Origin of the sequence: 'Nostoc azollae' 0708 (genome assembly GCF_000196515.1) — a bacterium.
In the GTDB taxonomy this organism is placed as follows: Bacteria; Cyanobacteriota; Cyanobacteriia; order Cyanobacteriales; family Nostocaceae; genus Trichormus_B; species Trichormus_B azollae.
Window position 1 is genome coordinate 3,134,116 of the sequence record NC_014248.1, and the last position, 25,328, is coordinate 3,159,443.

Sequence of the window (25,328 nt, forward strand, 5' to 3'; positions counted from 1 at the left end):
ATCTGAATCTCTGCAAGCTTTGATCAACAGGCTCTCTTGTAATTCCTGGGATTTTATATTTTTGATAAGCAGTCGCAGCACGATCAGTTTTCAAGTATTTCTAACGTTGGTTAATAGATTTTAATAACGCTTTTTTATCTGTTATTTCATCCTGTTCATTATCATAAGTTCTCCCATGTAAACAAGACAGATCCTTTTCAGAACAAGTAACAGGAATTTTTTGGACAAGTATAGGTGAGTTTTTGGTATCTTCAGTTTTCAAGGCAAATGCTAAATCCCATTTTGTGATTTGACATTCTGGAGAACTGATGTTTTTATTTTTCACCGCTGCTATTTCCAAGAAAAAAATTGTGGAAAAATTGGTAATCTGAGAGTTACGTTAAATATCTTGTTTATGACATTAACATAGGAGTTCAGTAGTTAGGAGGGAGAAGAAGAAAGAACGAGTCAGGATTTTTTTTAGTTGATCTGCTCCCAATTACGAATTTATTCATTCATATTATGGTAGGTAGCAACAGCAGAAGGTGAAATGCGATTTAAGTAACGGAAAATCCAATATTTGAATATAGTATCTAAAATTACGGGAAATGTAGCAATGAATAAAAAGATAAAATCCCTATTAGCAGGTAATCCCCAGTGTCGTGATAAACCTTCCAGAATTACTTCCCAACCGTGAGGAGAGTGAAAGCCGACAAATACATCAGTAAACAATATAATAATAAATGCTTTGGCGCTATCACTTAATCCATATACTATATGATCCAAGAAATCTTTGAGAACGGAAATAGAAGACTTACTGATAAATAACAGCCAGATAAAAGCAGCCACGGAAAAAATATCTGCAAATACATTTTTAATCGCATTAGAACTTTGACTCCAAAACTCCTCTGCTATTTCCTGTGCTTTCTCTTTCATCTGGCGTTCTAGAACTTCAGGTGATAGCGTTGGGGCATTAGTAATTAAGTTTTCAAATTTGATTCTTTCTTCAAACCTTTGCAGTTCTACAAGTGCTTCTTCTTCCATTTCTGCATTGAGAAAGACTTCCACGGCTTCTGCACTTCTAAAATGCTCAACTAAAGGACCGACAAATACAGCTTTAGCTATTTGATGAGTTAGCAGTGGTATGATGATGAGTAATAAAATAAAGCGAATAGAGATAATTGTTCTTTTTTGTGTTTGTCTAAAAGTTTTCACTACGTCTTGTTCAGAATTTGGATCTAATTCCGACTGTAGACGAGTAATGGTAGTTAAAATTGAACGAGGTAAAACTCCTGTAGTATCAGTTTTACGTTTGGGTTCTCTATCGTTGCTCTTAACTGGTAATATTGGTCTATTTAGTTGGGTAATGATCTGATTTTCGGCTACAATGTTAGGTGAAGGCACTAAATTTGTAGAATCTCTTTCTAAATCATCATCTGTGTATTTGGTAATGACCTGATCAATAAATTCTAGCTTTTCTAAAACTAAAACTGGAGTTGTATATTCTATGCCTGTTTTAGCAGCTGCTTGTTGTTTAGATTCATTGGAAAACCAACGACTGGCTTTAAATTCCGTCAGCCGCATCTGAGTATTTCTTAATAATTTCTTTAATTCTGTATAAAAATAGTCCATAACACTACTACTGTACATAGCAGAATCTGGGCATATTTTTTGACTATTAAAATGCTTATCTTCGAGTTCTTTAATTTTCAAGGCTGATTGATAAGCTTCATTTAAAGAGCGTTCTGGTGTCAGCAAGTACCATCGGTAAGCAGCTAATAGGAAAGGGTATATTTTTTGACCAAGCATAGAGTTTCTCATCGTCGATTATCATTTCACATAGTTTGGTGATTATGGAACTTAAGCTAACGCAAAAGTTATACTAACAACTATATAAGGAGTTTTTTTGTGGTTTTGGATTCTATTTGGATTGTCGGTAGTAGCCGCAGTGGTAAGACGACTCGTTTAGCCGAGCAGTTTTGTCATTGGGTACAAATTGGCAATCAACATACAGAACTATTTTATAGGAAAAATCAAAATAATAAAAAGGGTAAAAACTCAATTAAAACCGCAAATCTCCGACAAACAGAACCAGGAGTTTTGGTTTTAGCTTCTAATGATAATAATCGCCGTTTCTTAAGTGATAATATTGTCGCTTTGACTTCAGGAAAATCCCCAATTCGTGCTAAGACAACTGTGGGGTTTATTCAGGATGAGGTAATTTTATTTTGGCCGTTATTAATTGAATCTTTGCGAATTAAAGCACAATTCCCGGTCAGATTACGCCCAGAAACTGAGCAAGAATTAGCAACCAAATTGTGGCGTTATCAATTAGATGCTGAAACTTTGCAACGTGCAGGTGTGAATGAGTATCGCTTAGTTAGGCGGATATTGGACTTGTGGCAATTAGCAGCTTATGGTGGGTTAATTTGTGAAGATATTGCGAATATATTGCAAACAGGTTTAGAAGAAAATGGCAGGAATTTAGAACCAGAACTTTTAGGTTCTTTGCTGTTAGATTGGCGTAATTGGTGTTTAGAAAGGGGATTTTTGAGTTATGGACTGATAACGGAACTGTACAATCAGCATTTATTAACTAATGGTGATTATCAGCAAAAATTGATGCAACGTTATCAAAGAGTTATAGCAGATGATGTGGATGAATATCCAGCCATAGCCCGTAATTTGTTTGAGTTTCTGTTAGATAATGGTGCGATTGGGGCGTTTAGCTATAATCCAAAAGGGGCGGTGCGCTGGGGTTTAGGTGCAGATCCCAAATATTTAGAAGGGTTAGCAAGGCGTTGTCAGGTAGAAAATTTAGTCAGTCCGCGACAAAATAGCCTAGGGTATCGACTGACTACACAGATGCTAGAATTAGTCACCGAACCAATGGCGATGTTGAGCTTACCAAAGTCTGTGGAGTTGATTCAAACTTCTTCACGCGCTCAACTTTTGCGAAAAACAGCAGAAGAGATTATTCAAGCGATAAAATCAGGAATAGTGGAACAGGAAGAAGTGGCGATTATTGCACCTGGGTTAGATGCTATCGCACGTTATACTTTCATCGACATATTAACTAAACAAAATATTCCCGTCGAATCTCTCAATGACCAACGCCCCTTAATTAGTTCAGCAGCTATCAGAGCTTTACTCACCTTATTAGCTTTAGTTTACCCTGGCTTGGGACGGCTTGTAGACCGGGATGAAGTTGCAGAGATGTTGGTGGTGTTGAGTTGGAGTAATAGCCATGATGGAGAGTTAGTAACTTGGGAAGACGGAGAGAAAAAAGAATTCCCACAACCGAAGATTGATCCTGTACGCGCTGGGTTAATTGCAGATTACTGTTTTATACCGCATCCAGACAACCCACACCTACTAGAAGTAAAAACCTTTGAACGCTGGGATAGAATTGGCTACGTGGCAAGTCAAGCCTATGGAGATATTTTACAGTGGATTGAAAAACAGCGATACCTACTGCGATCACCACAAGAACAGCATCTTATCCCTACTCCCATTTCCCTGTTATATTTAGCAATTCAAAATTTTCTCTGTAAAAATAGCAATCCCCAATATCAACAACTAGCAGCACTGCGAGAACTATTAGAAACCGCCCAACATTACTGGGAAGTAGATACAAGATTAAAACAAACTGACTTACAACGAGCGGAACTTACCAATGTGATCGCCGAATTTATTCAACTCCTGCGCCGTGGTACAATTACAGCTAACCCGTACCCCTTACATCCCATCGGGAATACCAGAAAAGCCGTTACCTTAGCAACCATCTTCCAATACCGTGCTAGTCGCAGAAATCACCAATGGCATTTTTGGCTAGATGCAGGTTCACCGCTCTGGGCTAAAGGCGGTGCAGCCACTTTATACGGTGCTACTTTGTTCTTGCAAGATAGATTAGGTGAACCTTGGACAGCAGCCAATGAACAAAAAGCCCAAACACAAAGATTACACCGCATAATAGCAGATTTACTGGCGCGTGTTGGTGAGAAAATTTTTTTATGTCACAGTAATTTAGCCGTCAATGGACAGGAACAAATGGGTCCCCTATTACCTTTAGTTCATGCTTGTGGGACAGTTAATATTTCCTAAATGATTACCTCAATTTAACCGTGAATGTGTTAAATGAAGATCATTGCAATTAGCTAAAAATGCTTGTTCAATGACAAATAATTTCGACCAAGCACGAATTTAATGCTATTGGGACAGCCATTGGTGTTTCTAGTCGTCCTCCCACAACAAGGCCTTTTAGCAGTGATTTAAGTGGACATGAATTTTGGCAACTGCGTCAAGCTGGATATTGGCCAAAAGGATTGTTATTTGGTGCTTGTTCTTATTATTTACATAGCGATCACACCACCTGCACCTTAATGAGTACTCTATTTGGAATCATCTTTTTGTCCAAGGTAGACCCAACCAAGAATTAACACAGTTTACCCAACGCTTTCAAGATGCAAGGGAATTAGTAGTCATGCAACTTTCAGAACAAATCCAACAATTGGTACCTAAAGGTGTAGTAGGAATACACATCGAAAAAGGTGAATAAATCATCACCTAAAACCCACATTCCGCACTTCATTATGTACTACATGCGTAACTCTAAAAATAGACAATACAATAAAAATTGCCAACAACTGGGAACTCGTAAGTATTGACAATAAATTCAGGATAAAAGAAAGGATTCAGGTCTAAGGTAGAGGGATTAAAAAAGGTCTATGGAAAGCAGAGTGAACCATAGCTTTCATAGGTTGGTCAAAAAACTCAATTAGAGAAAGTGCTTGACGGCGACAAGTTTGTGTAACAGTCAATCAATTGGCAGTATGCTGGAATAGCGCCAGAGAAATAGAACTACCACAGACTTTTCGTTGTTTCAGTGCTAAATGTAACCTTGGTTCAGCTAAGTTATAATCAAGGTCTATTGCCTAAGGAAGGTAAAAGTTTACCAGGTTCCCCTGGGGCTTGATCAATGAATGAATGGAAGATTCAACTTTTGGTTGAAACTAGGATGGCCAAGTCAAGAATTTATGAAGGTTTTAGGTTTGTTGGAATAAAGGGTAGTTTTTAAAACCTTCATCTTAAAACCTTCATCTATGAGGTCGATGAATTTTGTGCCAATTTCTTGGTGATTGAAGCCAGGAATCTTGATTAGTGTCTTGAAGTGACGGGGTAGATGTGCCTGACATTTCTGTTGAGCTGTGACCGGATAAGCGTTATAGGCAATAAAGTCATCAGAAATGAGTACACCAGAGTAACTTGAACCCACAATGGATTCTAATTCGCCAGGACAAGGAGTATCAGGACCCATAAAATCAAGGGAAGTCACTATTGGCAAAAATCCATAACCATTGTTTCACCACTTTAACTACCCAGGGTGTTTCATACCCAAGGATATGAGGCTGGGTTTGTTTTATCCACTGTTTGAGGCTATAAATACTTTGAGCCACTGGACCATCTATTCCTTCATTGGTACCTACTAATGTTCCCACTCCAATTTCTATTTGACCCAGTTCCCACAACAACAAGTGTTGTTTTTCATAGGGTCAATGGCCCTAGTTATTGATCCATCCCAAAAAAGCTTGTCCTGTGATTCCTATATCTCGTCCCGGTACTATCTCTTGTGACCAGTGTGCCCTTTGTGTTTCTCCACACACACTATAAGTCTACGCATATTTTTCATATTCTACTATTTGGATTGGCCTGTCCACCAAGTCCCCTACTTGTTGTGTTTGGATTTTTATTGGTTCGCCAAACAATTCCCCCTGACCTCACGATCCACACACTTGCCGTCCCACTATCTAAAATCTATCTACTCCACCAAACACCTTTCTCCTTTCTCCCCTATGCCCTGGTTCTCCTCCTGGTTTCCGTTAATGTTATGGTCTCTAAATCTCTACTGACTTTGAGTTTCTCTATTTGTTTTTCCAGTTCTACTACTCTATTTGTTCGCTTCTCTATACTTTTCACCTGGTCAATAATGATTGATTTCTACCAGTTACTCTGTTCCCAACTGCTTCAATATCTCTCTGTCTAGTTTTGGTAGCAGCTTCTTTTCCATAACTGCTATATTCTGCCTCTCCTATCACACTTGTCAATACCCCACCACCTGAATCCTTACGGTGTTGGCTGTATAGTAGACCTCTTACAAAATCGTTTATGTGCTATGATAGGGAATTTTTACATTCTATGTATTTTTGGTGTTTTTTGGGATCGCTAATTCAAACATAACCGTGTAACTTTGACGTTTGGGTAAAACAAAGACAACTGCCTATTAATTGGAACATAAAATTAATTCTGCAAGAGTTCTAATGTTTGCATAGCGTCTGGTTGAAAAAATACAATGTCCTAATTTGAAAACCCTGATTTTAATTATGAGGTTTCCCACACACCTTTCATAAAATAACTTGGTCAAATTGAGTAAATTTCCCTACAATCTATCAAGAGAGATCGAGGCTAAGAAGATTGGACGACAACTACCAAACCTATTTAAATCGGGTAGCACGCATGACGCTACCAGAATTTTACAGAACCCAAGTTCAGCATATCCAGGAATCTTCTAAATTTAGGGAGAATTCTGGAGTTAGAGAAGCTGCTCCTTTTCCTGGCTATACGCTGATAACCCCAGCAGCAGGAGAAGATAGGGAAAATGTAGCCTTTTACAAACAAATAGAGACTTATCAGCGATCGCTGTTGGAGTTACCAGTCAACTGTGATTTAATTGTACCTGTACCTCCGGCAAGCTTTCATTTGACTGTTGCAGATTTGATTTGGGATCATGCTTTTGTTCATGCCACTGAAAAAAATCCCCAATTTGAACAGGAGTTAAACTCTTGCTTGGGTGATTTGTTTAACCAGTATCAACAGTTGAGGAGCAAAGCTACTGATCCGATTTCTTGGCAAATGCTAGGACTGATAGTGATGCCAAGGGCTATAGGTGTGTGTTTAATCCCCAAAGATGAACGCTGTTATGAGGAGATAATTCAACTCCGTCGGCTAATTTACCAAAATCGTAACTTAATGGGCTTGGGTATTGAGCAACATTATCACTTTACTGCTCATATTACATTAGGCTATTTCGGTGAAATCTTTGCTGAACTAGACCGGATAAAACTCAGTAATCAGTTGTCTGATTTAAATCAACAATGGCTGTTAAGTTTTCCAGAAATTTTAATCCATCGGGTTGAGTTGCGGAAGTTTGATAACATGACAAAATATTATCGTCAACCAGACTGGACTAGTTTAGATTTTTAATTTGTCAGGTGTCAGTTGTCAGTGGTTATTCTCCCCATTTCCCTGACTTCTGATTGCTGACTAAAATTCTGGTTGTTGATAGGCTAAATAAACAGCTTCTCAAAAAACATCAGATGGAATATCGCCTGGCATAATTCCCAAGTTAATGATAGATTCTACCTGCTCAGATAATTTTAGTGATAGAGAAGATACCCTACCTTTATTTGATATTCCATTACGGCTCTGTCAATATTCACGAATAATAGCAAAATCATCTGGTAATAATTGGGATAAATCGGGAATTTCTTGCAAACTCATATGAAATGATTTTGCTTATTCTGAAATAGTCAAATTTACAGATGTTGCTACTGGTTGGGCTTGAATTACTATAGTACCTGCGACTAAATCACCGAGGCACTTTTCACTTTTGTTGAACATAATTAAAAGAGCCCCAATAAACAAAGACTCATCTATAGGACGCACTAAAGCCCGGAGTCCAGCTTGTTCTATGCTCAGAAGCCTACCATCATCTCGGACTATACGAATTTTGGCAATGTATTTACCAGGAGTTTGTCCTTGCCAAATAGTTTCAAAAAAGACAAAATAACCTGTGTAAATTAAGAATAGACTCAAGAATGCCATCGCAGTCATCCAGAAACCGAAGCCTGTTCCAAGAATCTCTAAGTCCAATATAAATTAACTGCGCTGAAATTTAGACCCAGACGAAGATCAACATGGCTAAACTCAAACCCAAAATATTATAGTCAATTATCAGCATCCAAGCCCTACTTCCTCTTCCAGCCTAGGTAAATTCTAACTCAACGCTTTCTGGTGTACTGAATTTAATCCGATTGAATAGGTGCATATTAAATAATTTAAAGTGCTTCTTTTATAAGATCTAGGCTAACACAATAGGGCTGCCAGCAGGCTGCGCCAAGAAAATTCGAAATTCCTACCAGGGCTTTATATTCCTACCGTAACACAGTTAGCAATAAATAAGCAGGAATTCACAGCAGAAATTAAATTCGCATAGTCAGCGGTCAGCACTATTAAGTATTAATTAAAGATAGTGAAATTCCAGTTAAATTGCGTGATCGCGCAGTTGCAAACCTAAACCCTCATGGCGACTCCTCAAGTCATAATATAAAACAGCTTTCATTGATTGCCAGAATGGCATTACAAAAATTCCTCCTAACAAACTGATTACCATAGCAATAGCATAGACAAGCCAGTAGATACTGGTTCTAGCATCTACTGGCAGCAAGGATAAACTGGGTAAATAATTCAGGACTGACGCAACTGGCACAAATAGCAGGCGGGATATAGCCCTGGCACGCAAAAATTGAACTCAAACCAAGCACATAGGAAGACTTGGGCATTTTAGTTGCTAAATTAAATAATTAGAAAGCAATCTATGCTTGTTTTGATAAATAGTTTGACCAGTTTGATAGCCTAGATTCTTTAATCTTATCCGAACCAACACTGCACAAGCAATATGATTTCTTTGAAGCCTAGCTTTACGAAATTGACAAGATTCAATGCCACTTATTTGTTTAATCCCTCAGTGAAAATCCTAGATTTTCCAACGAATTTCACACACCTCTTGTACAACATTCGTAGAACTTTGAAATAAATCGTTAGTAGCGACATAGTCTGTTCTGTTGGTAGAAACAGCAACCCGGAATAGTTTCACTTTTTTCTGAGCGGGAAACCCTTTAATTTTTAAAATTTTACCACATTCTAACTCTTCAGTACTCCATTCTTCTAATAATTCAATAGGTTTATCTTTTTCTTTGGCAAATGTATCATCAACTAACCGATCCCTTTTTAAGGGGTAATAATAAATTTTGTCTAAGCTATCAATATACAGCATTAAACTGTTTACTGCATATCATGTGTCCATTAAAACTGTATCAAAGGGGAAAAGCTGATGATACACCAGGTTTTGCAGCATATCTTTCACATGGTCTATCTTGGTTTTACCATCCACATCAGCATTAAAAATGCGGTAATCTATTACCCCAAATCTTTGAACTTTAGTATTCAGATATACACAACTGACTACACCAATTCCCTTGAGTATACCATGTTCATTACCACTACTATATTGTCTCCTCACCATCTCTATTTCTTCAGAATATCTTTTGTCTAAAACACTATAAATAGTATGATGTACCCATTACCATCAGCTTCTACTACCGCTTTCACTTTATCCCATAGTAAAGGAGATGTTAACTTTTCGGTTTTTAAATAAAAGTTAATTGCATCATGGCTAATAGTTTCTAAATGCTCTGCTAAATTAGTAATTCTATAATTAATTTGACTACTTCATGAGTATTGGCAGTAATCAGTATTGGCAGTAATCAAGTTTAGTAAATCTCATGACCGTCAGCAACATTCATCTAATACAATCTCCTACCTATTTTCTCATGAATATTTCCATAATGTTTCCTGTTGCAGCTACTTCTTATGGGTTCATAAAGCTTTCGGTATCCGATTTATTTAATACCGAAGTACTATATTTCACCCATCGCTTGTGCCAGTTGCCTAAGTCCTGTAATTAAATAAAAACACAATTGGCAATGTCACAAGACCCGCAAATATCACCACCCCTTGAATACGGAAAGCTAAGGCTTTAGTTAACTCCCAACTTCTCTTAACACTCTCACTAGCATTGATATTTTCTTCAACTGCCAATGGTACTTCAGCTATTACCCAACGAGGATAGAAGCAAGTTAGTCCCATTACAAGAATAATAACCATCAAAATAGTAACTAAAGTGGTTGTGATGATCGCTCCTCCACGATCTAATATCATATTCAATACTACTCCTAACACACCAACAGTTATAAAACCTGGGATCGCTAATCCCAGATACACTAACCCTACATAAATACCTACCCGAAAATAAATTCCCCAAGATGACCATAAATGTCAATTAAAGTGACTCCTAGCATCTTCAACACTTTCCGGTTGGTTTGTCAGTTCTTCAAAGGCTAAAGGGGAAATGAGTCCAGAAATTGCCGCATATTTTGCCCAGCCATAGATAGGAACTAAAGCCCAGAAGTGAGCAGTAAATGCTATTTGCAGATAAGTTTTGAGATGAGGACGATATAAACGAACTGCCGCACTGACTACGTTATCCATACTCAATGGTTCAGCCGCACTGGGAAAACGCCTGTTTTCATACATAGTGGTAAATGTTCCTTGATTTTTGGAGCGTGATTTGTCGCTATCTGAAGGTAAATTAAACTCAGTATCCGTAAATTTTATGAATATTAAACGTTGGATAGGACGAAGAGAATAAAATTGGCAGCGTCTGGACTCTATAATTAGACAAAGTTGAAGAGAATCGGTTAAGATCACTACAGTCAGGGGAAATTAGAGAAGTAGCGAGCTTGTATCGTTTCGTAGCCGCAGATTTAGCCCGCGCTCATACCCAAAAAGTCGGAAATACTTTAATCCAAAGTTTACAATCCTTGACAACTCGTGCTTGTACACAAATTTACCAAGGTTCTCGCAAACAAGAATGGTAGGCGATCACAGGATTTTACCGTCATGGATTTCCGGCTGTAGTGCAGCAAACATTTCCATTAGTGATCGCCATAACTATGTTTATTCTTGGAGCTTTGGTAGCTTGGTGGTATGCGTCGCAAGATCCCGGCTTTATGTCGCTCATAGTACCCGAAAGAAAGATTGATTTCCCAGGTGCGAGATAAGCATGAATTGTGGATGGTTTCAATACTTGGGATGGAATCTCTAGCATCCAGCCGCATTATGATTAATAATATTTAATGGTTTATTAATTGGTGCAACTGGCTCTTTAGTAGGTCAAAATAATCTAGCTTATCTATATTTGGGCATTTGTATTTCCTCACGGTTCTTTGGAATTACCTACCATTTTTCTTGCAGGTGGGTCAGGATTATTAATAGCAAAAGCAATCTTACTTCTTGGTAAGTAACGCCGTCGAGATGGGACTAAATATTGTGGTTCTCTACCTGCCAAATTGGTATTTGGGATTGTGCCTATGCTAATTATTACTGGTATCAGTGAAGGCTTTGTATCACCTGGTCCCACTATTCCAGACCCAATTAAATATTTAGTAGGGATGGGATTATTTATCCTTTTGATTATGTATTGTAGTCGCAAAAATGCAAGGGTGTAGGGGAAAATAAAATAACGTGAATTCGATAATTAGTAATAATAGGCCTCTTGCAAAATTGTTTTTGTGGTCTGATAGGTAGTTCTAGGTTTTATGTATTTTTGGTGTTCTTTGCACCCGCTAATTCAAACATAATTGTGTAACTCTAAACTTTTGGCTAAAATAAAGATATACTCTGATTGTAACATAAAATTAATTCTGCAAGAGGTCTAATCTTTTACAGTCTCCAGCCTAAAGCCGTTCGCGTTAGCGTCTCGTTAGCGGGACTTAAACAAAAGTTAAGAGTAAAAAGGAGTATAATGCGGTTTCGGTGTGGCTTTCACGTTAAAATAAGCTAATGAAAGAAACCACTGCCGCAGCAATGGCACCATGGTTTGAAAGATGGTGTCAAAGGTTTGATGATATATTTACTCATAAAGCGGAAAGAAGAGAGTTTAGACATTATTTAGGGGGATGATTGGGTGGAAGTGAGAGAAAAAACCTATTTCAAATGGCAGATAATGCCCTAGGGGTGACCTACCAACGATGACACCACGTTTTAACTGAAGCACCTTGGTCTAGTTCCTAATTCAATGAGTGTCCAGGGGAAACGCAGCTTATTTCCTAATAAAAACTAATGAGGATTTTAAAATCATCTATATATATAAGTACAAAGCTTGATGGATATATAAACAAAATCAATCACTTTTCTATTAGGCGATGAATTAGCTTATCTCCAAGTGAATAACTCTTAGCTAAGGATAAATGAGCTAACTATTCATCCATAAATAGGTAAACTTATCTGTAAAAATAAGTAGAAGAAAATATTAAGTAAATTGTTGACAAGTTAGTTGAGGCTAAAGCTAAAACTCTTTCTCAAGAGTTATTATCCATTGCTGCCAAAAACTGTTTATTTTTTATCCCCCGCTTCACGGGGTTCTCTTTACCCGAAAGATTGACTGCTATCTGCCGCATTACTGCAAAGTTTTGTGGAGCATTATCTTTCCTAATCCGGCAGTCATCTTGTTTTAAAGCTACATCTAATACCCAATGCAATGAATTTTCTATTGCCCAATGGCTGCGGACAGAATTAGCCAATTGTTCTGTATTTGAGTCAAGACTACTAATAAAATAACGAGTCTCTACTGTTGTTTTATCATCCACTTATCCGATAGATTCTACCATCCCAACACTTTTTAGATTTGACCAAACTGAATCAGGGTCAAGCTGAAACCCAATTCCAGGTAACATCACATAATTGTGGATGTCATGAAGACCATGCCCTGTTTCTTCGGTTTTATATGTGCTATGTTGAAGCTCTTGAAAACCTGTACTTATCCCTGACTTAAATAGCTGTTCTACTGACTCATACAGATTACCTTGGTTCTTTTTTAAAGAAATTACATAATCTGCATTTTCTTGCGTAATTAACTTTACTATGTCTTTGTGACACCTGATGGCATCAATCCTGACAATACATCCAGCTAATTCTAAAACCTTTAATAATTCGGGAATTGCTGTAATTTCATTTGACTTCTCATGCACCTTCACCTGTCCCAACACTAATCTATTTGTAGTTGCCCATACACTTACCATTTGGATTGCACTCTAGTCACTATTTTTACCATGAGAACTACATAAAGTTTTCCCGTCAATTGCCACAACTTCACCATCCCTTATCTTATGTACTGATTTCATCCAGTTCAAGAAACAATTTTGAAATTGTTGCGGATTTAATTGTGAAAATACCCTTCCAAATGTGTCCTGGGACCGGAGCCCATTTCCTAGTTCTAAAAAGGTTTTTAACCACTTATATTTTGTACAGCCATAGAGTTCAATTGCCACCCAACTATCTGCTCCACAAATTACTGCACAAATTCCAATGGTAAGAATGTCAATTAACTTGTGTCGTTTCCTCCCCTCTACTCTTGGATCTTCCATCTGTGCAACGTGGTCAGTAATCGTGATTTCGGGCTTGAGCTTCACACTTTTTGGGACTTTCTTCTTCTACTTTTACAATGACTTTACCATCAGAGCCTCATTGGTCAACCTCCATATCATCAGCCCTCCCTACCTTTCTCGTTTCTTAGTATATATGGACCATATTTACATGCGTTCGCCCTGGCTAGTTCACTGCTATAATTCCTTCTGAAACTACCCATTGATAATCAGCTTGATTAATAATCCAGTTAATAACAGATTCTAGTTTTCCTACAGAGATAGCCGCAGATACTAATATTTTATTATCTATGAAAATTCTTATTTTCCTCTCCGATAAGCTGCAATTTCATCATCAATGTCTTTATCAGTTGAAGGATGGTCAGCGTGCAATACCTGGGTTTATTGACATATTTTACTAAATTCTCCAGCCAATTCTTGTCTGTAGGGATCTGAATTGATAATTCTTCCTTATTTCCTGCATCATTTTAATTTTATTCTCTAGTAGTTTTTGTAATGCTTCTCCTGAGAAAATTGTAATTTTTCGACTTTCTTAATTGAGATTCTGTCTTGCTGCTAACAGCTTTAAAGCATCGGTAATCATTTCATTGGGTGTTCTATATTTCCCGGTTTCTAACTGTTCTTGCAATAACTTTTCTCGTTCTAAATCCAGAATAATTGGTATCATTCTTATCCCAGTTTTACTGTTTATCGATAATTAGAACTTTTACAAAGCCTCAATTATTTCATCTATCTATATTTCTCTTTCTTCTATTGTTTACAGTTTATCCCTTTCATCTAGTTATGTATTTTTGTACTAATTTATAGTTTTCCTTGGGTATTCATTTTTAATCAAAGATTGTTTTCACAAATCATTTTTTACTATACAAATTCCATGTTCCTATTTTGGGGTTTCTTCACAAGTCAAAAAAATAGGGATGGTTGATACCATCCCCGTCAGTTTTACATCTAACCGAAAAAACCTTACAGTTGTGCTACAAACTGTTGCTTATCAGGAAAAACAGTATACTCAGCCACAATTTGACGGAACTCTTCACCGTCAATGGTTTCTTTTTCAATCAACAAATCAACCAAGCGGTCTGTAACACTGCGATGTTCACGGATAATTCTCTTTGCACTTTCATAGCACTCTTCTGCAATTGATCTGACTTGAGCATCAATACGAGAGGCTATAGATTCAGAATACTCTGACCGGGTTGTCCAATCACGACCCAGGAACACTTCACCTTGTTGACTTTCCAGTGACAGGGGTCCTAAGTCAGACATCCCAAACCGTGTTACCATTTGTCGTGCCATTCCTGATAACTGCTGCAAGTCTCCACCTGCACCGGTTGTCACTTCCGCAGCACCAAAGATTACTTCTTCGGCAGCACGACCACCCAAAGCACCTGTAATTCTGGCTTTAAGTTGGGAACGGGAAATTAATCCTTGTTCTTCGTTAGGAGTAAACCAGGTTAAACCCTGTGCTTGTCCTCTGGGAATTAGAGTTACTTTTTGTACTGGGTCATGGTCTTTTAATAAAGTACCGACCAAAGCATGTCCGATTTCATGGTAAGCAATTAAACGCTTACTCTTGCTGTCTACTAAGGGAGTACCTTCCATCCCAGCTACTACTCTGTCTACTGCATCATCAATTTCTAGGATGGTAATTGCGTCTTTGCGTCTTCTAGCAGTGAGAATGGCTGCTTCGTTGAGGAGGTTGGCTAAATCTGCACCTGTAAAGCCAGGTGTACGACGGGCGATAGCATCTAAGGATACACTAGGATCTAATTTCTTATTGCGGGAATGGACTTCTAAAATTTCCAAACGTCCTTTAATGTCCGGTGCATCAACTGTCACCTGTCTATCAAAACGACCAGGACGCAACAATGCGGAGTCTAAAACATCAGGACGGTTGGTAGCAGCAATAATAATAATCCCTGTATTACCTTCAAAACCGTCCATTTCTGTTAATAGTTGGTTTAAGGTTTGTTCTCTTTCATCGTTACCACCACCAATACCTGCACCCCTTTGTCTACCTACTGCATCAATTTCATCAATAAAGATGATACAGGGAGCGTTATCTTTAGCTTTCTTAAACAGGTCGCGGACACGGGAAGCACCCACACCGACAAACATTTCTACAAATTCAGAACCAGAGATTGAGAAAAATGGTACACCAGCTTCCCCTGCGATCGCCTTAGCTAGTAAAGTTTTACCAGTACCTGGAGATCCAACTAACAGTACACCTTTAGGAATACGAGCACCCACAGCAGTAAATCTTTCTGGCTGTTTGAGGAAAGTTACAACTTCCTGTAATTCTTCCTTCGCTTCCTCAATTCCAGCCACATCCTCAAATTTTACTCCGGTTTTCGCTTCCATTTGGAATCGAGCGCGAGATTTACCGAAATTCATTGCTTGGCCAGGTCCACCGGGAAGATTATTAGAACGACGGAACAAAAAGAATAAACCAGTAATCAATAAAACTGGGAAGACAAGATTACCCAACAAACCCCAGATAGCGCCGTCATTACGAATAGGATGAGCGTCAAAACTAACGTTGTGTTCTTTGAGTTTATTGATTAACTCAGGTGCATTAATAGGTAAATCTACCCGCCAGCGTTGAACACGGTTTTCAATATCTTGGTCATTAGCTTCAATAATTGCAGTTCTACCGCCATCATACAGATCTACATTAGTAACGCGATCAGCGTCCAAGTATTCCAAAAAGCGGCCATAAGTCATGCGGGTACTAGCTGCATTTTTACTTGTGTCAGCAGGAGCATTTGCAAAAGCACCTTGCCAGAAGAAAAAGCCAATTACTAAAGCCAGCACTGACCAGAGTGCTACGACTCTCCAAGAGAATTTCATCTTTTAATTTGCCTCTAGATACCAATAGGACTGCTTTGTAACGGATGTTTATAAATCCATTTTGAATTTCAGCCATAATACTGTCGTTTGCTTATAGCTGATTCATTCAGTTTATCAAGAATCTTAATTAAATTTAACTTAGTTCTAATATTAATGCTACCAGTCGGAAAAAATTAGGGGAAGATGGGGGTGATGAGGAGAACATTCTTTACCAATTACCATTCATCCCTGTCTACGAGGCGCTACCATTACGGCCTTTTCCTGAACAATAAAAGTAAGCTCCCGGATTTATCAGTGGGGTGAATCCCTTCTGGTGATTTCTCCAGGACGCTACGCGGTAAGCGCAGCGATGCCCGCAGGGCTTTACACCAGTAGCCTGAGTTAAGGGTTTACATCCATACTGGAAGCAATTGCCTGGTATTTTTTAGCGTGGTATGCCTTTGATAGCTTCTTAAAGCTGCATCTTGTTATTTAAAGTGAGAATAAGCTTTAATATTACTTAACTTCTGTAATTTTTAAAGTGTAGGGTAGATATTTGCCTTTTTCGTAAGAACCAACCCAAATTTGGTAAGTTCCCTGCAACCATTCACCAACAATACCAGGATTTTTTCCATCAAAATCATCATTGCACCAATTACCACCAGGGCCTTTAATGATCATGGTGGTATCTGCTAGGCTTTCTACTTGCAACTTCAGGTAATCGAATTTGCTGGTTAGCTTGAGAGTGTGATCTGGCGTCTGATCCACAAACCCACTACAAGAACCTGTGGAAGTTTCACTTGCTCTGTTGACTTTGCTGGCTGGAACTGAACCGCCACTCATCCCACGAACTTTGAAAGGATCTCGGGAAAATTGCCGATTGATGGTTATATCTCCAAAAATTGGTGCTTCTTCAGCATCAACAAGATGATGAATCATAGTTGTGATGCCCAGGGTAAGTATCATCAACAATAGTATTCTTCCTATATTAGGAGGTTCTGTTAGCATTGTATTAAATTTTTTTCTTTCTAAGTCGATGTTAAAACAGAAATCTTAAAAATTTAGTTCCCAATGGGTGAAAGAAGGAGACAGTTATCAGTTATCACTGTCACCCGAAGGGTGATGCCTCCAGCACGCTGCGCGAAGGCTTTAGCAATACGTCAGTCGGTCTTGGGGGTTTCTCCCAAGACCGACTGACTCACCTGTCACCTGTCACTTAATTAGCAGCTGAAATTACCTGATTTAAACGTTGTTTATCTAAACTAATGTGATTTAGTAATAGCCATGATTGGATCAGGTCTGGTCCATGTACATCTCCCGTTAAAGCTGCTCTGAGCGCTCGCATGACTAAACCTTTTTTTACCTTCTGCTCTTTTACCACTTGCTTAATAATATCCTGGGCGGTATAAGGTGAAAGTTGTGGTTGATTTTCTAAAGCTGTCAGAATAGCTTTTAGGGTCGCTTTCACCCCTTCTTGCTGGAGTTGACTTAAACCTTCTTCGGTAAACTCTACCCCTTCAGTAAAAAATATTTTGGTCATGGGAACAGCATCCACCAAACGCGTTAGACTAGCAGCAATTAAACTCACTAGCTGTTCTAACCAAGGACGCTCCCTACCATAAGTTAATGAATATCCAGCTTCTTGCCAAAATGGGATGAGTAAATCTGTCAGATGAACAACGTCCATATTATGGATATATTGGCTATTAATCCAATCTAGTTTATCCCAGTCAAATTTCGCACCAGCTTTATTTACGCGCTCAAAGGTAAATTCTTTAGCTGCTGATTCTAAGGTAAATATTTCCTGAGTAGAGTCTGGGGCTGACCAACCTAACAAGGTCATATAATTGACTAAACCTTCCGCAGTAAAGCCCATTTTCTGAAAGTCAGAAATAGAAGTTACTCCATCTCGTTTAGAAAGTTTACGCCCTTCTTGATTGAAAATCAGTGGTGTATGGGAGAACTCGGGAGTTTTTGCACGCAAAGCTTCATACAACAGAAGTTGTTTGGCTGTATTGGCGATATGGTCTTCACCACGAATGACATGAGTGATTTCCATATCAATGTCATCCACGACGACGACAAAGTTATATAGTGGTTGACCAATACCGTCAGCAGAAGCGCGTGCTATTACCATATCACCGCCCAGATCACTGCCACACCAAGACATTTGACCCCGCACCAAGTCATTCCAGACAATTTGCCGTTTATCTTCAACTTTGAAGCGAATCACCGAGGAGCGTCCTTCCGCTTCAAAGGCAGCGCGTTGTTCTGGGGTGAGATTACGGTGACGGTTATCGTAGCGGGGTGCTTCGTTTCTGGCTTTTTGCGTTTCCCGGAGCGCATCTAATTCTTCAAAAGTTGTGTAGCAGCGATAGGCTAATCCTTGATCCAACAGTTTCTGCACTGCTTCTCTGTAGAGGTGCAAGCGTTGAGATTGGAAAAATGGACCTTCATCCCAGTTTAGTCCTAACCAGCGCAGTCCGCTGAGGATGTTATCAGTGTATTCAGGGCGCGATCGCTCTAAATCTGTATCTTCAATGCGGAGAATAAACTTCCCATCATGGTGACGGGCAAATAAATAATTGAATACAGCAGTTCTCGCTGTACCAATATGCAAATTTCCAGTAGGACTAGGAGCAATACGAACTCTTACAGACACAGTTAATTCTCTCTCTCAAAGCAAAACAAGTGCTGAGTACCTAGTCCTGAGTTAAAAGCATTCATGAATGAAAACCAGATTAAGGCATTCAAATCATCTATCTGGACTCAGCACTTTAAAACGGGACTGACGGGGCTCGAACCCGCAACTTCCGCCGTGACAGGGCGGTGCTCTAACCAGTTGAACTACAGTCCCTTCTTGTTTGTTGTCAATTTTATTATTGCCTATTATTTTTTAATTGTCAAGTAATTAGGAGCAAAAATAGTGCTATTTTTTTGATTAGATCTTCCTTAGTGCCCTTAACTTAGACTATGACCCGCATGTTAGTATTCAATCGCTCTAGTATCTGAAGATTGGATTTGCTTGTATTTCCGCTTTAACAACTTTTTGCCGACTAGGGGTTGAGAAGAGAATGGTAGTTGCTGAGTTTGTTGAACCCATGGTTTCAAATTTTCTTGCTGTGCTGGATTAATGGAACTGCGGAGAATCTTGACACATTTCTGGGCGGGTTCTAGAGTGAACAAAACCAATCGGTAAGACTGAGTGGTTATCAAGGTGGATACCATCTGGAGATTTTGGGTATTTTGCATATCCAGGTAGCAGGGTAGCCATTTCGGTTCCAATTGCCGATTGGAAAGCACTGTTATCCACAACAACATCGGTTGGGGTTAGGTGATAAAGACAAACTGATTGTAAGCCTTGGTATGGGAGCGACTTTTAATTTCATGTTTGGGTAACATTAGCCACAGATAAACGATACATCCTGGAACAGGATATATAAAGCTGAGGAAAAACAATTTCTTGAATGCGTTTATTTTCAGGCCAGGCAAATTTCCCATATTGATTGGTGATTTTTGCTAAATTTCTAGAAGTCACAGAATTATCAAGCAGGGATTTTGTCTCTAGGTTTGTGATTTTGGTTTTTTGGATAGATTGTTCTATATCGGCGAATACTTTGAGAATTTCACCCATATTTTGGGGAAGTTGGTTGGGTTTTTTCTCCAGACAACTCATGATTAAGTTATTTAACTGCTGGGGGATTTGTACATAAGGATTCACATCTGCCAGCACTCTTACTTCTTCAAATAGATATGCCTTATATCAAGCACCAAAATATTCTGTTTCTGTTTGCCAAGGTTTTTGCCGTGTCAGCATCTCAAACATCATTAAACCTAAACTATAAATATCAGAGCGACTGTCTAAAATATCAGAGCGACTGTCTAATTCTGCTCCGTCTAATTGTTCTGGAGAACAATAGGGTAAAATTCCATGAAATCCTTTAGTATTAAGTGGTGTAGACGAGTTTAAAAAGTTGGCAATACCAAAGTCTAAAATCTATACCAATTGTCCTAAAATTGGATTAGGAATCACAATTATATTCGCTGGTTTAATATCTCTATGAACTACATGGTAATTTTCTCCATTCATAGAAATGCCTTGATGAGCGTACTGTAAACCCAAACCAATCTGGCGTACTAGAGTCAGGAATATATGCAAAGTAATAGTAATTCAATCTTTTAAACTTTTGCCAGATAAATATTCCATTACACAATAGGCTTTCCGACCTTTAGTCACACCATAATCATAAGCCCGCACAATATGTATACTCTTTTGGCTCAACGCATCACTCAAAAGAGCTTCACGGTTAAACCTGGCTTGAACTTTGGCGTAGCGTTTGAGTGAAAAATTTGCTCGCAACTGGTGTCCCTCCTAGCAGGACATCATGCGGTAAAATAACTTCACCCATGCCACCTTTACCAATTAATTGTTTAAATTCATAATGGCTTGCAAGCAAATTCTGATTTGCTGGAGACGCAAATGATTTTTTTTCACTTAAAATAACCTCTAATCGAAATCAAATTATTGAAAACAATTACTGTTGATTTTCCAAATCATGGCGATTTAGATATATCAAATAATTTAGCCGCCCAGGAGTTGAAAAATATAGTTGGTTTCTTAGAATCGATATTTAATTTTTTATTCACTTCTATCTTTAACTTTCCATACTCGATTTTGAGTCTATTTTCCGCTTCTTTGGAAGAACCAATTTCATGGCTATTTTGACTGAGATTTATAATATTTGTAGATATGGAGGCTGTTTAACTCTCAGCGAAAAAGTCATAACATCATTACAGTTATGAGGATTTCTACGGGTAAATAATAGCATATGATAGTAGCCAATTTCTGATAGATGATACAATATTTTTTCTTTTCTACTATCTTTAGTCTGTAACTAATAAGATAGCCATGTAATCAAACCAGAGTGATCATCATATAACATTGTTATCCACAACACTATTGGATAATCCATGTTACTAATAAATTTATTAGTATGGGTTTTATTTTTAAGCTTGATAATTTCAGCTTCAGGTAACATTGGCTACAAAGTAGCCATGTTCCCTTTTCCTGTATGTAAAACATGGGAAAAATAAATTGATGCCAATGGTTTATTATTAGTCCACTGCTTCTGGCAACATTGTTTTTCAGAAATTGTTATTAAAGGTACTAATTTTACATTATGATTTAGCTGTAATTCTCGACTATTATCTATAGCATTTTCTTGAATTTACGTCTTGATTTTCGCTAGAACTTCTAAAACCTCACTGATATTATAGGGTCTGTCATTTACATCTTTTGCTAAATAACCCATTACTAACTGCTGCAATTCCTGGGGAATGTGAAGATAAGGATTAATTTCTTCAAATGTAGGTTGAGCTTGAATACAATGAAGTTTACAGCAACTGCTAAAGCAGTGACTTGTTGTATGACATGGATGTTTTCCTGTTAACATTTCAAACATTAACAGACCTAAACTATAAATATCAGAGTACTCATGCAATGTTTTCCGACCTTGCATTTGTTCTGGAGATGAATAAGGTAAACTACCTATAAAAGCCTCAGTCATTGTAATTCCACTGCTTTCGGTCAAGAATTTGGAAATCCCAAAATCAAGGTCTTAACTATTTCTGTTCTTTTACCATCATTATGAATGAATATATTTTCTGGTTTAATATCTCTATGCACAATCGGATGAATTTTACCATTTAAGGTAACTCCCTTGTGAGCGCAATCTAACCCTAAGTAAATTTGCTGGCTAATTTATAGAAATCTTGACAGAGTTAAACTCTCAATTCTCAGAATTTGTTTGAGGGTTCTTCCCCGTAAATATTCCATTACATAAAATGTAACTCTTTCATTAGTAATACCATAGGTCAATACACGGGTAATATGTGAACTCTTTTTCCCTAATTGAGCGCCGATGAAGATTTCTCTCCCAAAGCGTTTAGCTAACTCTGTGTTGCCTATACTCAAAGAGAGCATTTTAACAGCAACTAAAACACAGTTCTTGGTGATATCTTCTGCAAGGTAAACTCTTCCCATGCCTCCGGGACCAAGTACATCTCTGATTAAATAGCGATTATTTAATAATTTGCCGATGTAAATGTCTGATGGTGTTTGGTACTCATTCATATCCTGGTTATTATATTGCACCAGAAAACAAATGCATATTTACTACAGGAGACTTTAGCAAATCTATTACAGCTATTGTTTTTGAGTATTTATACAGGTCTGAATAATTCTATAAGACCAATATTTGACTTGTGAAACTTTAGCAATGCTAAAGCTCTATTCGTATAAACAGGTGATAGGTGACAGGGTTGAAAGTCTAGTTTATATCTAAGTTTTATCAACGGATGATGTCCTGAACACCTTGATGGTTGCCATAACAGATGTTGGCTTGGTAAAGTTGGTATAGCTGGCTTCAATCCTATTAATTGATATCATACCACTTTTTTGGTGGGTAAACTCTAATTAATCTTATGTAACGTATTGTAGCAGCTAGTGTGTACCTGTAATAATACGTTAATTATCTATTATCCTGATAGTGAAGTTATCTTTCCTTCTGGTAGTAGTGTGTCAAATTTATTTTGACGGATAATGATAAACTTCAAAGTTCTATTCTTCCCCTGCCTGGTTTTACCCTTCATTTTTAGCTTGACAGACTAGTACTACCGTGAATTCAAAATGCTTCTTTTAGAAGAGCTACCCCAAGAACATGTCTCCGAAGGAGACGCTACCCGAACCAAGTTCAAAATGTATACAGCATTAGGTTTTCGGAGATTTGGAATGGTTGGTTTATTTCTACTGTACTGTACTAGGAGGTTGGTTAACGGACTTGCCGCAGATCTAATAACCTGTTGATTCGAGTTTGAGTTGAAACGCAAGGATTTGAGTGGTTTGCAGTTTGTTGAAATTGTTGTCGCTGATGAGAATTAACGAAGTCTGTCCATTAGGGAGTTTAGTACCCAAGGTTAGGCCTTCGATGTTGTCTGAGGCTCAATCCAGATTTTGCAAGTCTAGGAGTAGTTTTCTCTGGACTGGTTTGATTTTTGTGATGTTAACAGTTGACAAACTATAAATATTGTGAATTTCGTCAGCATTTTCTAAGGAAACCTGAAATAAGGAAACAGCAAATCCCAAACTACTAAAAGTTCTTTCTAGGGTGAGGAAGTGTCCTTGATTATCTAGGGAGAGTAAAATCAGATAATCCGCTGTTAAACTTGCCTGTAAAATTGAATAGGGGTGTGACTGCTTCTGTTGGGTAGAGGTATTCTTTTTCGGGCTGATTGCTGGTGAGATTGCACTCCAAAATGCGGCAACTATTACCCCCACGAGGTTTTGATAATACACCGTCTTGAATTAAAGTGTTTTCAGTGGCTAGTGGTAATAGAACTGTCCAGAAAACTAACTTGGTGTCAAAAGAAAATGGTGGAAGAGAATTTTGAGGGTGTACCAAAAGGAAAAATCCACTAAATTAACTATATTCAAGAATATCCACATCGTAGAAAACAAATACTGGGAATAACTAACCATCAGTTTCAAGACTTGTTAGCCCAAGGTGAAATCTAGCATAGAAAACTTCAAGGTGACATAGAAAGTAAAAACATAGGTATAAATCAGAAAGGAGGAGGGGGGAAAGGGAAACTAGAGATAAAACAACAGGTATGTCTATGCTTGTGCTATTGGAGGAAAATGCCAACATTTGAGGTTTTAGGTTTGCATTTCGGTATATGGAAAACGGAAGCAAAGGACACATTTCATTACTGGCTAGAGATATTACGAAATGTTTTGCCTACTAGTCTCCTTCAACAGGTACAAAAACATGATAGTAATCATCCCATGGCGACTCAGAACAGAAGGCAGGAAACAAAGAGTTTTCCACCAAGGCTATTGTTGTTGAATAGGTCATTAGACTTGTAAAAACATTCCGGGTACCTTACCTAAACAAAGATTTCCCCTGAATTCCCCAATTTACTCACAAGTAATTCTTACTATTTTTTGTGGTTTAGTCACATTAGGAACTGGTTCATGAGTGTTGCCCATTTCATAAATGTTATGGATATGAGGTCAGTTATTAAAAAGAAAATACCTGTCCCCAAGGTTTGGTAATATTTCGCACATCTGTGCCATATCTTCCCGCCATATCTACTAAGCGATTTCTGAAATAACCCGCTACACCAATTAATACCATATCTCCCGGTTCAACGGTGTTAGCTAAAATGGCTTCCATTGCTGCTGTACCTGTACCGTTAACGGCAATGGTGTGGGGGTTTTCCGTTTGCCATACTTAGCGCAATAAAGATTGAATTTCATCCATTAAGGCTAAAAATGCAGGGTCAAGATGCCCTAATGGTGGGTGTAGTGTTCATGGCCTGTAATACGGTAGGATGGGCGTTAGAGGGGGCACGACCAAGTAATAAGCGGTTGGGGACTTCTAAGGGTGACAGTTGTAAAGGTTGACTATCGTTGATGGAAATTGTGGATGTCATAATTTATGTGAGGCTAAATGGTATTAATGGCATGATGAAACGATTAGATTACTGATGTTTTCACCAGCCTCATGATTGTCTATCATTCGTGGGAAGAAGCCATATCCCCAAAGTCTTAAAGTGGATGTAACACGCTGTTAAGGCAATCGGCTTCGGCACGCTATCCGCACTTTGATACTTGCCCAAGTGATGGCTACTAGTATTGCTTTTACTACTTATTTATGTTTTGGTGGTGGGTATATTTCCGGTGGACTGGCAATGCTATCAGCTATATTCTTGATCATATTCCTCAATACCATACACCCCCCGCCGTTGCCACATCTCTCAGTTTTGCCTTAAAAGCTGGTAATCTTAGTAATCTACTATTATTTGCTTGGGCGCTGGGAATCACAGCTATTTTGGTAGTATTAGAACGTTATGCTTTGTGGTTATTAACACATTACACAAGTGACAGAGAATAAGGATCTTTGCTATCACTCTATTTGTTTTAATTTTTAATCTTCAACCAACCACCCTAATTTATAATCAATGAATAACAAGGAAATGCCTATTTCCTGTGTGGCTTCAACAAACAGAAAGAGGATTTTAACATTTTACAGCATAATATTTATCACCAAGCTATGCTATAAAACACTTTTACTCCTGACTCCTAAATTCTTATCATTGTAATTCTAATTATTTTACCCC

23 protein-coding genes, 1 tRNA gene and 7 pseudogenes are annotated in these 25,328 nt (G+C 38.2%); 6 read left to right on the forward strand and 25 right to left on the reverse strand.

What is annotated here, in order from left to right; translation table 11 throughout:
* Nucleotides 1–100 precede the first annotated feature (100 nt).
* Complete coding sequence (locus tag AAZO_RS26815) at nucleotides 101–340, reverse strand: hypothetical protein (RefSeq protein ID WP_049790732.1); 240 nt, start codon at nucleotides 338–340, stop codon at nucleotides 101–103.
* 146 nt (nucleotides 341–486) lie between these two features.
* Nucleotides 487–1,788: a proton extrusion protein PcxA gene (locus AAZO_RS14530; protein WP_013191834.1), complete on the reverse strand. Its 1,302-nt coding sequence runs from the start codon at nucleotides 1,786–1,788 to the stop codon at nucleotides 487–489.
* A gap of 99 nt (nucleotides 1,789–1,887) precedes the next feature.
* On the opposite strand from AAZO_RS14530, the gene AAZO_RS14535 reads away from it, so the two are divergent.
* The gene (locus tag AAZO_RS14535; protein WP_013191835.1) at nucleotides 1,888–4,083 is read left to right on the forward strand and encodes a hypothetical protein; all 2,196 of its coding nucleotides are present in this window, start codon (nucleotides 1,888–1,890) and stop codon (nucleotides 4,081–4,083) included.
* A gap of 922 nt (nucleotides 4,084–5,005) precedes the next feature.
* On the opposite strand, the gene AAZO_RS26820 is transcribed toward AAZO_RS14535, so the two are convergent.
* From AAZO_RS26820 to AAZO_RS41460, 3 genes are all read right to left on the reverse strand, one after another.
* Nucleotides 5,006–5,296, reverse strand: a complete 291-nt coding sequence (locus AAZO_RS26820; RefSeq protein WP_049790733.1) for an IS66 family transposase — start codon at nucleotides 5,294–5,296, stop codon at nucleotides 5,006–5,008.
* Between the two features lie 4 nt (nucleotides 5,297–5,300).
* On the reverse strand, nucleotides 5,301–5,513 hold the full coding sequence (locus tag AAZO_RS26825) for a hypothetical protein (RefSeq protein WP_144031309.1): 213 nt from the start codon (nucleotides 5,511–5,513) through the stop codon (nucleotides 5,301–5,303).
* 316 nt (nucleotides 5,514–5,829) lie between these two features.
* Nucleotides 5,830–5,955, reverse strand: coding sequence for a hypothetical protein (locus AAZO_RS41460; protein ID WP_266885215.1), 126 nt, complete (start codon nucleotides 5,953–5,955; stop codon nucleotides 5,830–5,832).
* Between the two features lie 495 nt (nucleotides 5,956–6,450).
* Here AAZO_RS41460 and AAZO_RS14545 point away from each other — a divergent pair, with 495 nt between their 5' ends.
* On the forward strand, nucleotides 6,451–7,239 hold the full coding sequence (locus AAZO_RS14545) for a hypothetical protein (RefSeq protein ID WP_013191837.1): 789 nt from the start codon (nucleotides 6,451–6,453) through the stop codon (nucleotides 7,237–7,239).
* Between the two features lie 99 nt (nucleotides 7,240–7,338).
* On the opposite strand, the pseudogene AAZO_RS43825 reads toward AAZO_RS14545, so the two are convergent.
* The 5 genes and pseudogenes from AAZO_RS43825 to AAZO_RS35440 form a co-directional block, all read right to left on the reverse strand.
* Nucleotides 7,339–8,083 (reverse strand): annotated as a pseudogene (locus tag AAZO_RS43825) (RDD family protein).
* A gap of 216 nt (nucleotides 8,084–8,299) precedes the next feature.
* Complete coding sequence (locus AAZO_RS14555; RefSeq protein WP_041640513.1) at nucleotides 8,300–8,524, reverse strand: hypothetical protein; 225 nt, start codon at nucleotides 8,522–8,524, stop codon at nucleotides 8,300–8,302.
* An 81-nt stretch (nucleotides 8,525–8,605) separates the two neighbouring features.
* Nucleotides 8,606–9,537, reverse strand: a pseudogene (locus tag AAZO_RS30545) (IS701 family transposase).
* A 228-nt stretch (nucleotides 9,538–9,765) separates the two neighbouring features.
* Nucleotides 9,766–10,035 (reverse strand): glycerophosphoryl diester phosphodiesterase membrane domain-containing protein, encoded by a 270-nt coding sequence (locus tag AAZO_RS35435; protein ID WP_187289492.1) that lies wholly within the window; start codon nucleotides 10,033–10,035, stop codon nucleotides 9,766–9,768.
* Nucleotides 10,036–10,152: 117 nt separating this feature from the next.
* Nucleotides 10,153–10,410, reverse strand: a complete 258-nt coding sequence (locus AAZO_RS35440; RefSeq protein ID WP_049790737.1) for a hypothetical protein — start codon at nucleotides 10,408–10,410, stop codon at nucleotides 10,153–10,155.
* A gap of 127 nt (nucleotides 10,411–10,537) precedes the next feature.
* Between AAZO_RS35440 and AAZO_RS14575 the strand changes: the two are divergent.
* Nucleotides 10,538–11,384: pseudogene (locus AAZO_RS14575) on the forward strand (stage II sporulation protein M).
* A 334-nt stretch (nucleotides 11,385–11,718) separates the two neighbouring features.
* Nucleotides 11,719–11,907: pseudogene (locus tag AAZO_RS33925) on the forward strand (IS701 family transposase); the annotation flags it as partial.
* A 329-nt stretch (nucleotides 11,908–12,236) separates the two neighbouring features.
* Here the strand turns inward: AAZO_RS33925 and AAZO_RS14580 are convergent.
* From AAZO_RS14580 to AAZO_RS30555, 14 genes and pseudogenes are all read right to left on the reverse strand, one after another.
* Nucleotides 12,237–13,346 (reverse strand): annotated as a pseudogene (locus AAZO_RS14580) (ISAs1 family transposase).
* Nucleotides 13,347–13,851: 505 nt separating this feature from the next.
* A complete protein-coding gene (locus AAZO_RS41465) occupies nucleotides 13,852–13,986 on the reverse strand; it encodes a hypothetical protein (protein WP_013191838.1) in 135 nt (44 codons plus the stop codon).
* 296 nt (nucleotides 13,987–14,282) lie between these two features.
* Complete coding sequence (gene ftsH2, locus AAZO_RS14590; RefSeq protein ID WP_013191839.1) at nucleotides 14,283–16,169, reverse strand: ATP-dependent zinc metalloprotease FtsH2; 1,887 nt, start codon at nucleotides 16,167–16,169, stop codon at nucleotides 14,283–14,285.
* A 495-nt stretch (nucleotides 16,170–16,664) separates the two neighbouring features.
* The gene (locus AAZO_RS14595; RefSeq protein ID WP_013191840.1) at nucleotides 16,665–17,156 is read right to left on the reverse strand and encodes a hypothetical protein; all 492 of its coding nucleotides are present in this window, start codon (nucleotides 17,154–17,156) and stop codon (nucleotides 16,665–16,667) included.
* 208 nt (nucleotides 17,157–17,364) lie between these two features.
* A complete protein-coding gene (gene gltX, locus AAZO_RS14600; protein ID WP_013191841.1) occupies nucleotides 17,365–18,810 on the reverse strand; it encodes a glutamate--tRNA ligase in 1,446 nt (481 codons plus the stop codon).
* Nucleotides 18,811–18,931: 121 nt separating this feature from the next.
* Nucleotides 18,932–19,005: transfer RNA gene (locus tag AAZO_RS14605), tRNA-Asp, on the reverse strand.
* A 128-nt stretch (nucleotides 19,006–19,133) separates the two neighbouring features.
* Nucleotides 19,134–19,469: a hypothetical protein gene (locus AAZO_RS42565; RefSeq protein WP_338026874.1), complete on the reverse strand. Its 336-nt coding sequence runs from the start codon at nucleotides 19,467–19,469 to the stop codon at nucleotides 19,134–19,136.
* A gap of 64 nt (nucleotides 19,470–19,533) precedes the next feature.
* Nucleotides 19,534–19,881: a hypothetical protein gene (locus tag AAZO_RS42570; protein ID WP_338026875.1), complete on the reverse strand. Its 348-nt coding sequence runs from the start codon at nucleotides 19,879–19,881 to the stop codon at nucleotides 19,534–19,536.
* A gap of 30 nt (nucleotides 19,882–19,911) precedes the next feature.
* Complete coding sequence (locus AAZO_RS42575) at nucleotides 19,912–20,145, reverse strand: protein kinase domain-containing protein (RefSeq protein WP_338027206.1); 234 nt, start codon at nucleotides 20,143–20,145, stop codon at nucleotides 19,912–19,914.
* A complete protein-coding gene (locus AAZO_RS42580; RefSeq protein WP_338026876.1) occupies nucleotides 20,146–20,307 on the reverse strand; it encodes a hypothetical protein in 162 nt (53 codons plus the stop codon).
* A gap of 12 nt (nucleotides 20,308–20,319) precedes the next feature.
* Nucleotides 20,320–20,508, reverse strand: coding sequence for a hypothetical protein (locus tag AAZO_RS42585; RefSeq protein WP_338026877.1), 189 nt, complete (start codon nucleotides 20,506–20,508; stop codon nucleotides 20,320–20,322).
* A gap of 868 nt (nucleotides 20,509–21,376) precedes the next feature.
* Nucleotides 21,377–21,715, reverse strand: coding sequence for a protein kinase domain-containing protein (locus tag AAZO_RS38460; RefSeq protein ID WP_266885229.1), 339 nt, complete (start codon nucleotides 21,713–21,715; stop codon nucleotides 21,377–21,379).
* Nucleotides 21,716–21,909: 194 nt separating this feature from the next.
* Complete coding sequence (locus tag AAZO_RS38465) at nucleotides 21,910–22,281, reverse strand: protein kinase (RefSeq protein ID WP_228371212.1); 372 nt, start codon at nucleotides 22,279–22,281, stop codon at nucleotides 21,910–21,912.
* A gap of 717 nt (nucleotides 22,282–22,998) precedes the next feature.
* Nucleotides 22,999–23,530, reverse strand: a pseudogene (locus AAZO_RS30555) (esterase-like activity of phytase family protein); the annotation flags it as partial.
* A 272-nt stretch (nucleotides 23,531–23,802) separates the two neighbouring features.
* Between AAZO_RS30555 and AAZO_RS14625 the strand changes: the two are divergent.
* On the forward strand, nucleotides 23,803–24,072 hold the full coding sequence (locus AAZO_RS14625) for a helix-turn-helix domain-containing protein (RefSeq protein ID WP_081462792.1): 270 nt from the start codon (nucleotides 23,803–23,805) through the stop codon (nucleotides 24,070–24,072).
* 160 nt (nucleotides 24,073–24,232) lie between these two features.
* Here AAZO_RS14625 and AAZO_RS14630 read toward each other — a convergent pair.
* Nucleotides 24,233–24,641, reverse strand: a pseudogene (locus AAZO_RS14630) (alanine--glyoxylate aminotransferase family protein); the annotation flags it as partial.
* Nucleotides 24,642–24,830: 189 nt separating this feature from the next.
* On the opposite strand from AAZO_RS14630, the gene AAZO_RS43830 reads away from it, so the two are divergent.
* Nucleotides 24,831–24,980, forward strand: coding sequence for a hypothetical protein (locus AAZO_RS43830; protein WP_420807066.1), 150 nt, complete (start codon nucleotides 24,831–24,833; stop codon nucleotides 24,978–24,980).
* Nucleotides 24,981–25,328: the final 348 nt, after the last annotated feature.

What these genes read in the sequence shown, in the direction of transcription:
- AAZO_RS14530 (WP_013191834.1), bottom strand. Translation starts at nt 1,788, where the DNA reads ATGCTTGGTCAAAAAATATACCCTTTCCTATTAGCTGCTTACCGATGG.
- AAZO_RS26820 (WP_049790733.1), bottom strand. Translation starts at nt 5,296, where the DNA reads ATGGGTCCTGATACTCCTTGTCCTGGCGAATTAGAATCCATTGTGGGT.
- AAZO_RS35435 (WP_187289492.1), bottom strand. Translation starts at nt 10,035, where the DNA reads ATGATATTAGATCGTGGAGGAGCGATCATCACAACCACTTTAGTTACT.
- AAZO_RS35440 (WP_049790737.1), bottom strand. Translation starts at nt 10,410, where the DNA reads ATGTATGAAAACAGGCGTTTTCCCAGTGCGGCTGAACCATTGAGTATG.
- AAZO_RS41465 (WP_013191838.1), bottom strand. Translation starts at nt 13,986, where the DNA reads ATGATACCAATTATTCTGGATTTAGAACGAGAAAAGTTATTGCAAGAA.
- ftsH2 (WP_013191839.1), bottom strand. Translation starts at nt 16,169, where the DNA reads ATGAAATTCTCTTGGAGAGTCGTAGCACTCTGGTCAGTGCTGGCTTTA.
- AAZO_RS14595 (WP_013191840.1), bottom strand. Translation starts at nt 17,156, where the DNA reads ATGCTAACAGAACCTCCTAATATAGGAAGAATACTATTGTTGATGATA.
- AAZO_RS42565 (WP_338026874.1), bottom strand. Translation starts at nt 19,469, where the DNA reads ATGTTGTTGTGGATAACAGTGCTTTCCAATCGGCAATTGGAACCGAAA.
- AAZO_RS38460 (WP_266885229.1), bottom strand. Translation starts at nt 21,715, where the DNA reads ATGACTGAGGCTTTTATAGGTAGTTTACCTTATTCATCTCCAGAACAA.
- AAZO_RS38465 (WP_228371212.1), bottom strand. Translation starts at nt 22,281, where the DNA reads ATGAATGAGTACCAAACACCATCAGACATTTACATCGGCAAATTATTA.
- AAZO_RS43830 (WP_420807066.1), top strand. Translation starts at nt 24,831, where the DNA reads ATGGCTACTAGTATTGCTTTTACTACTTATTTATGTTTTGGTGGTGGG.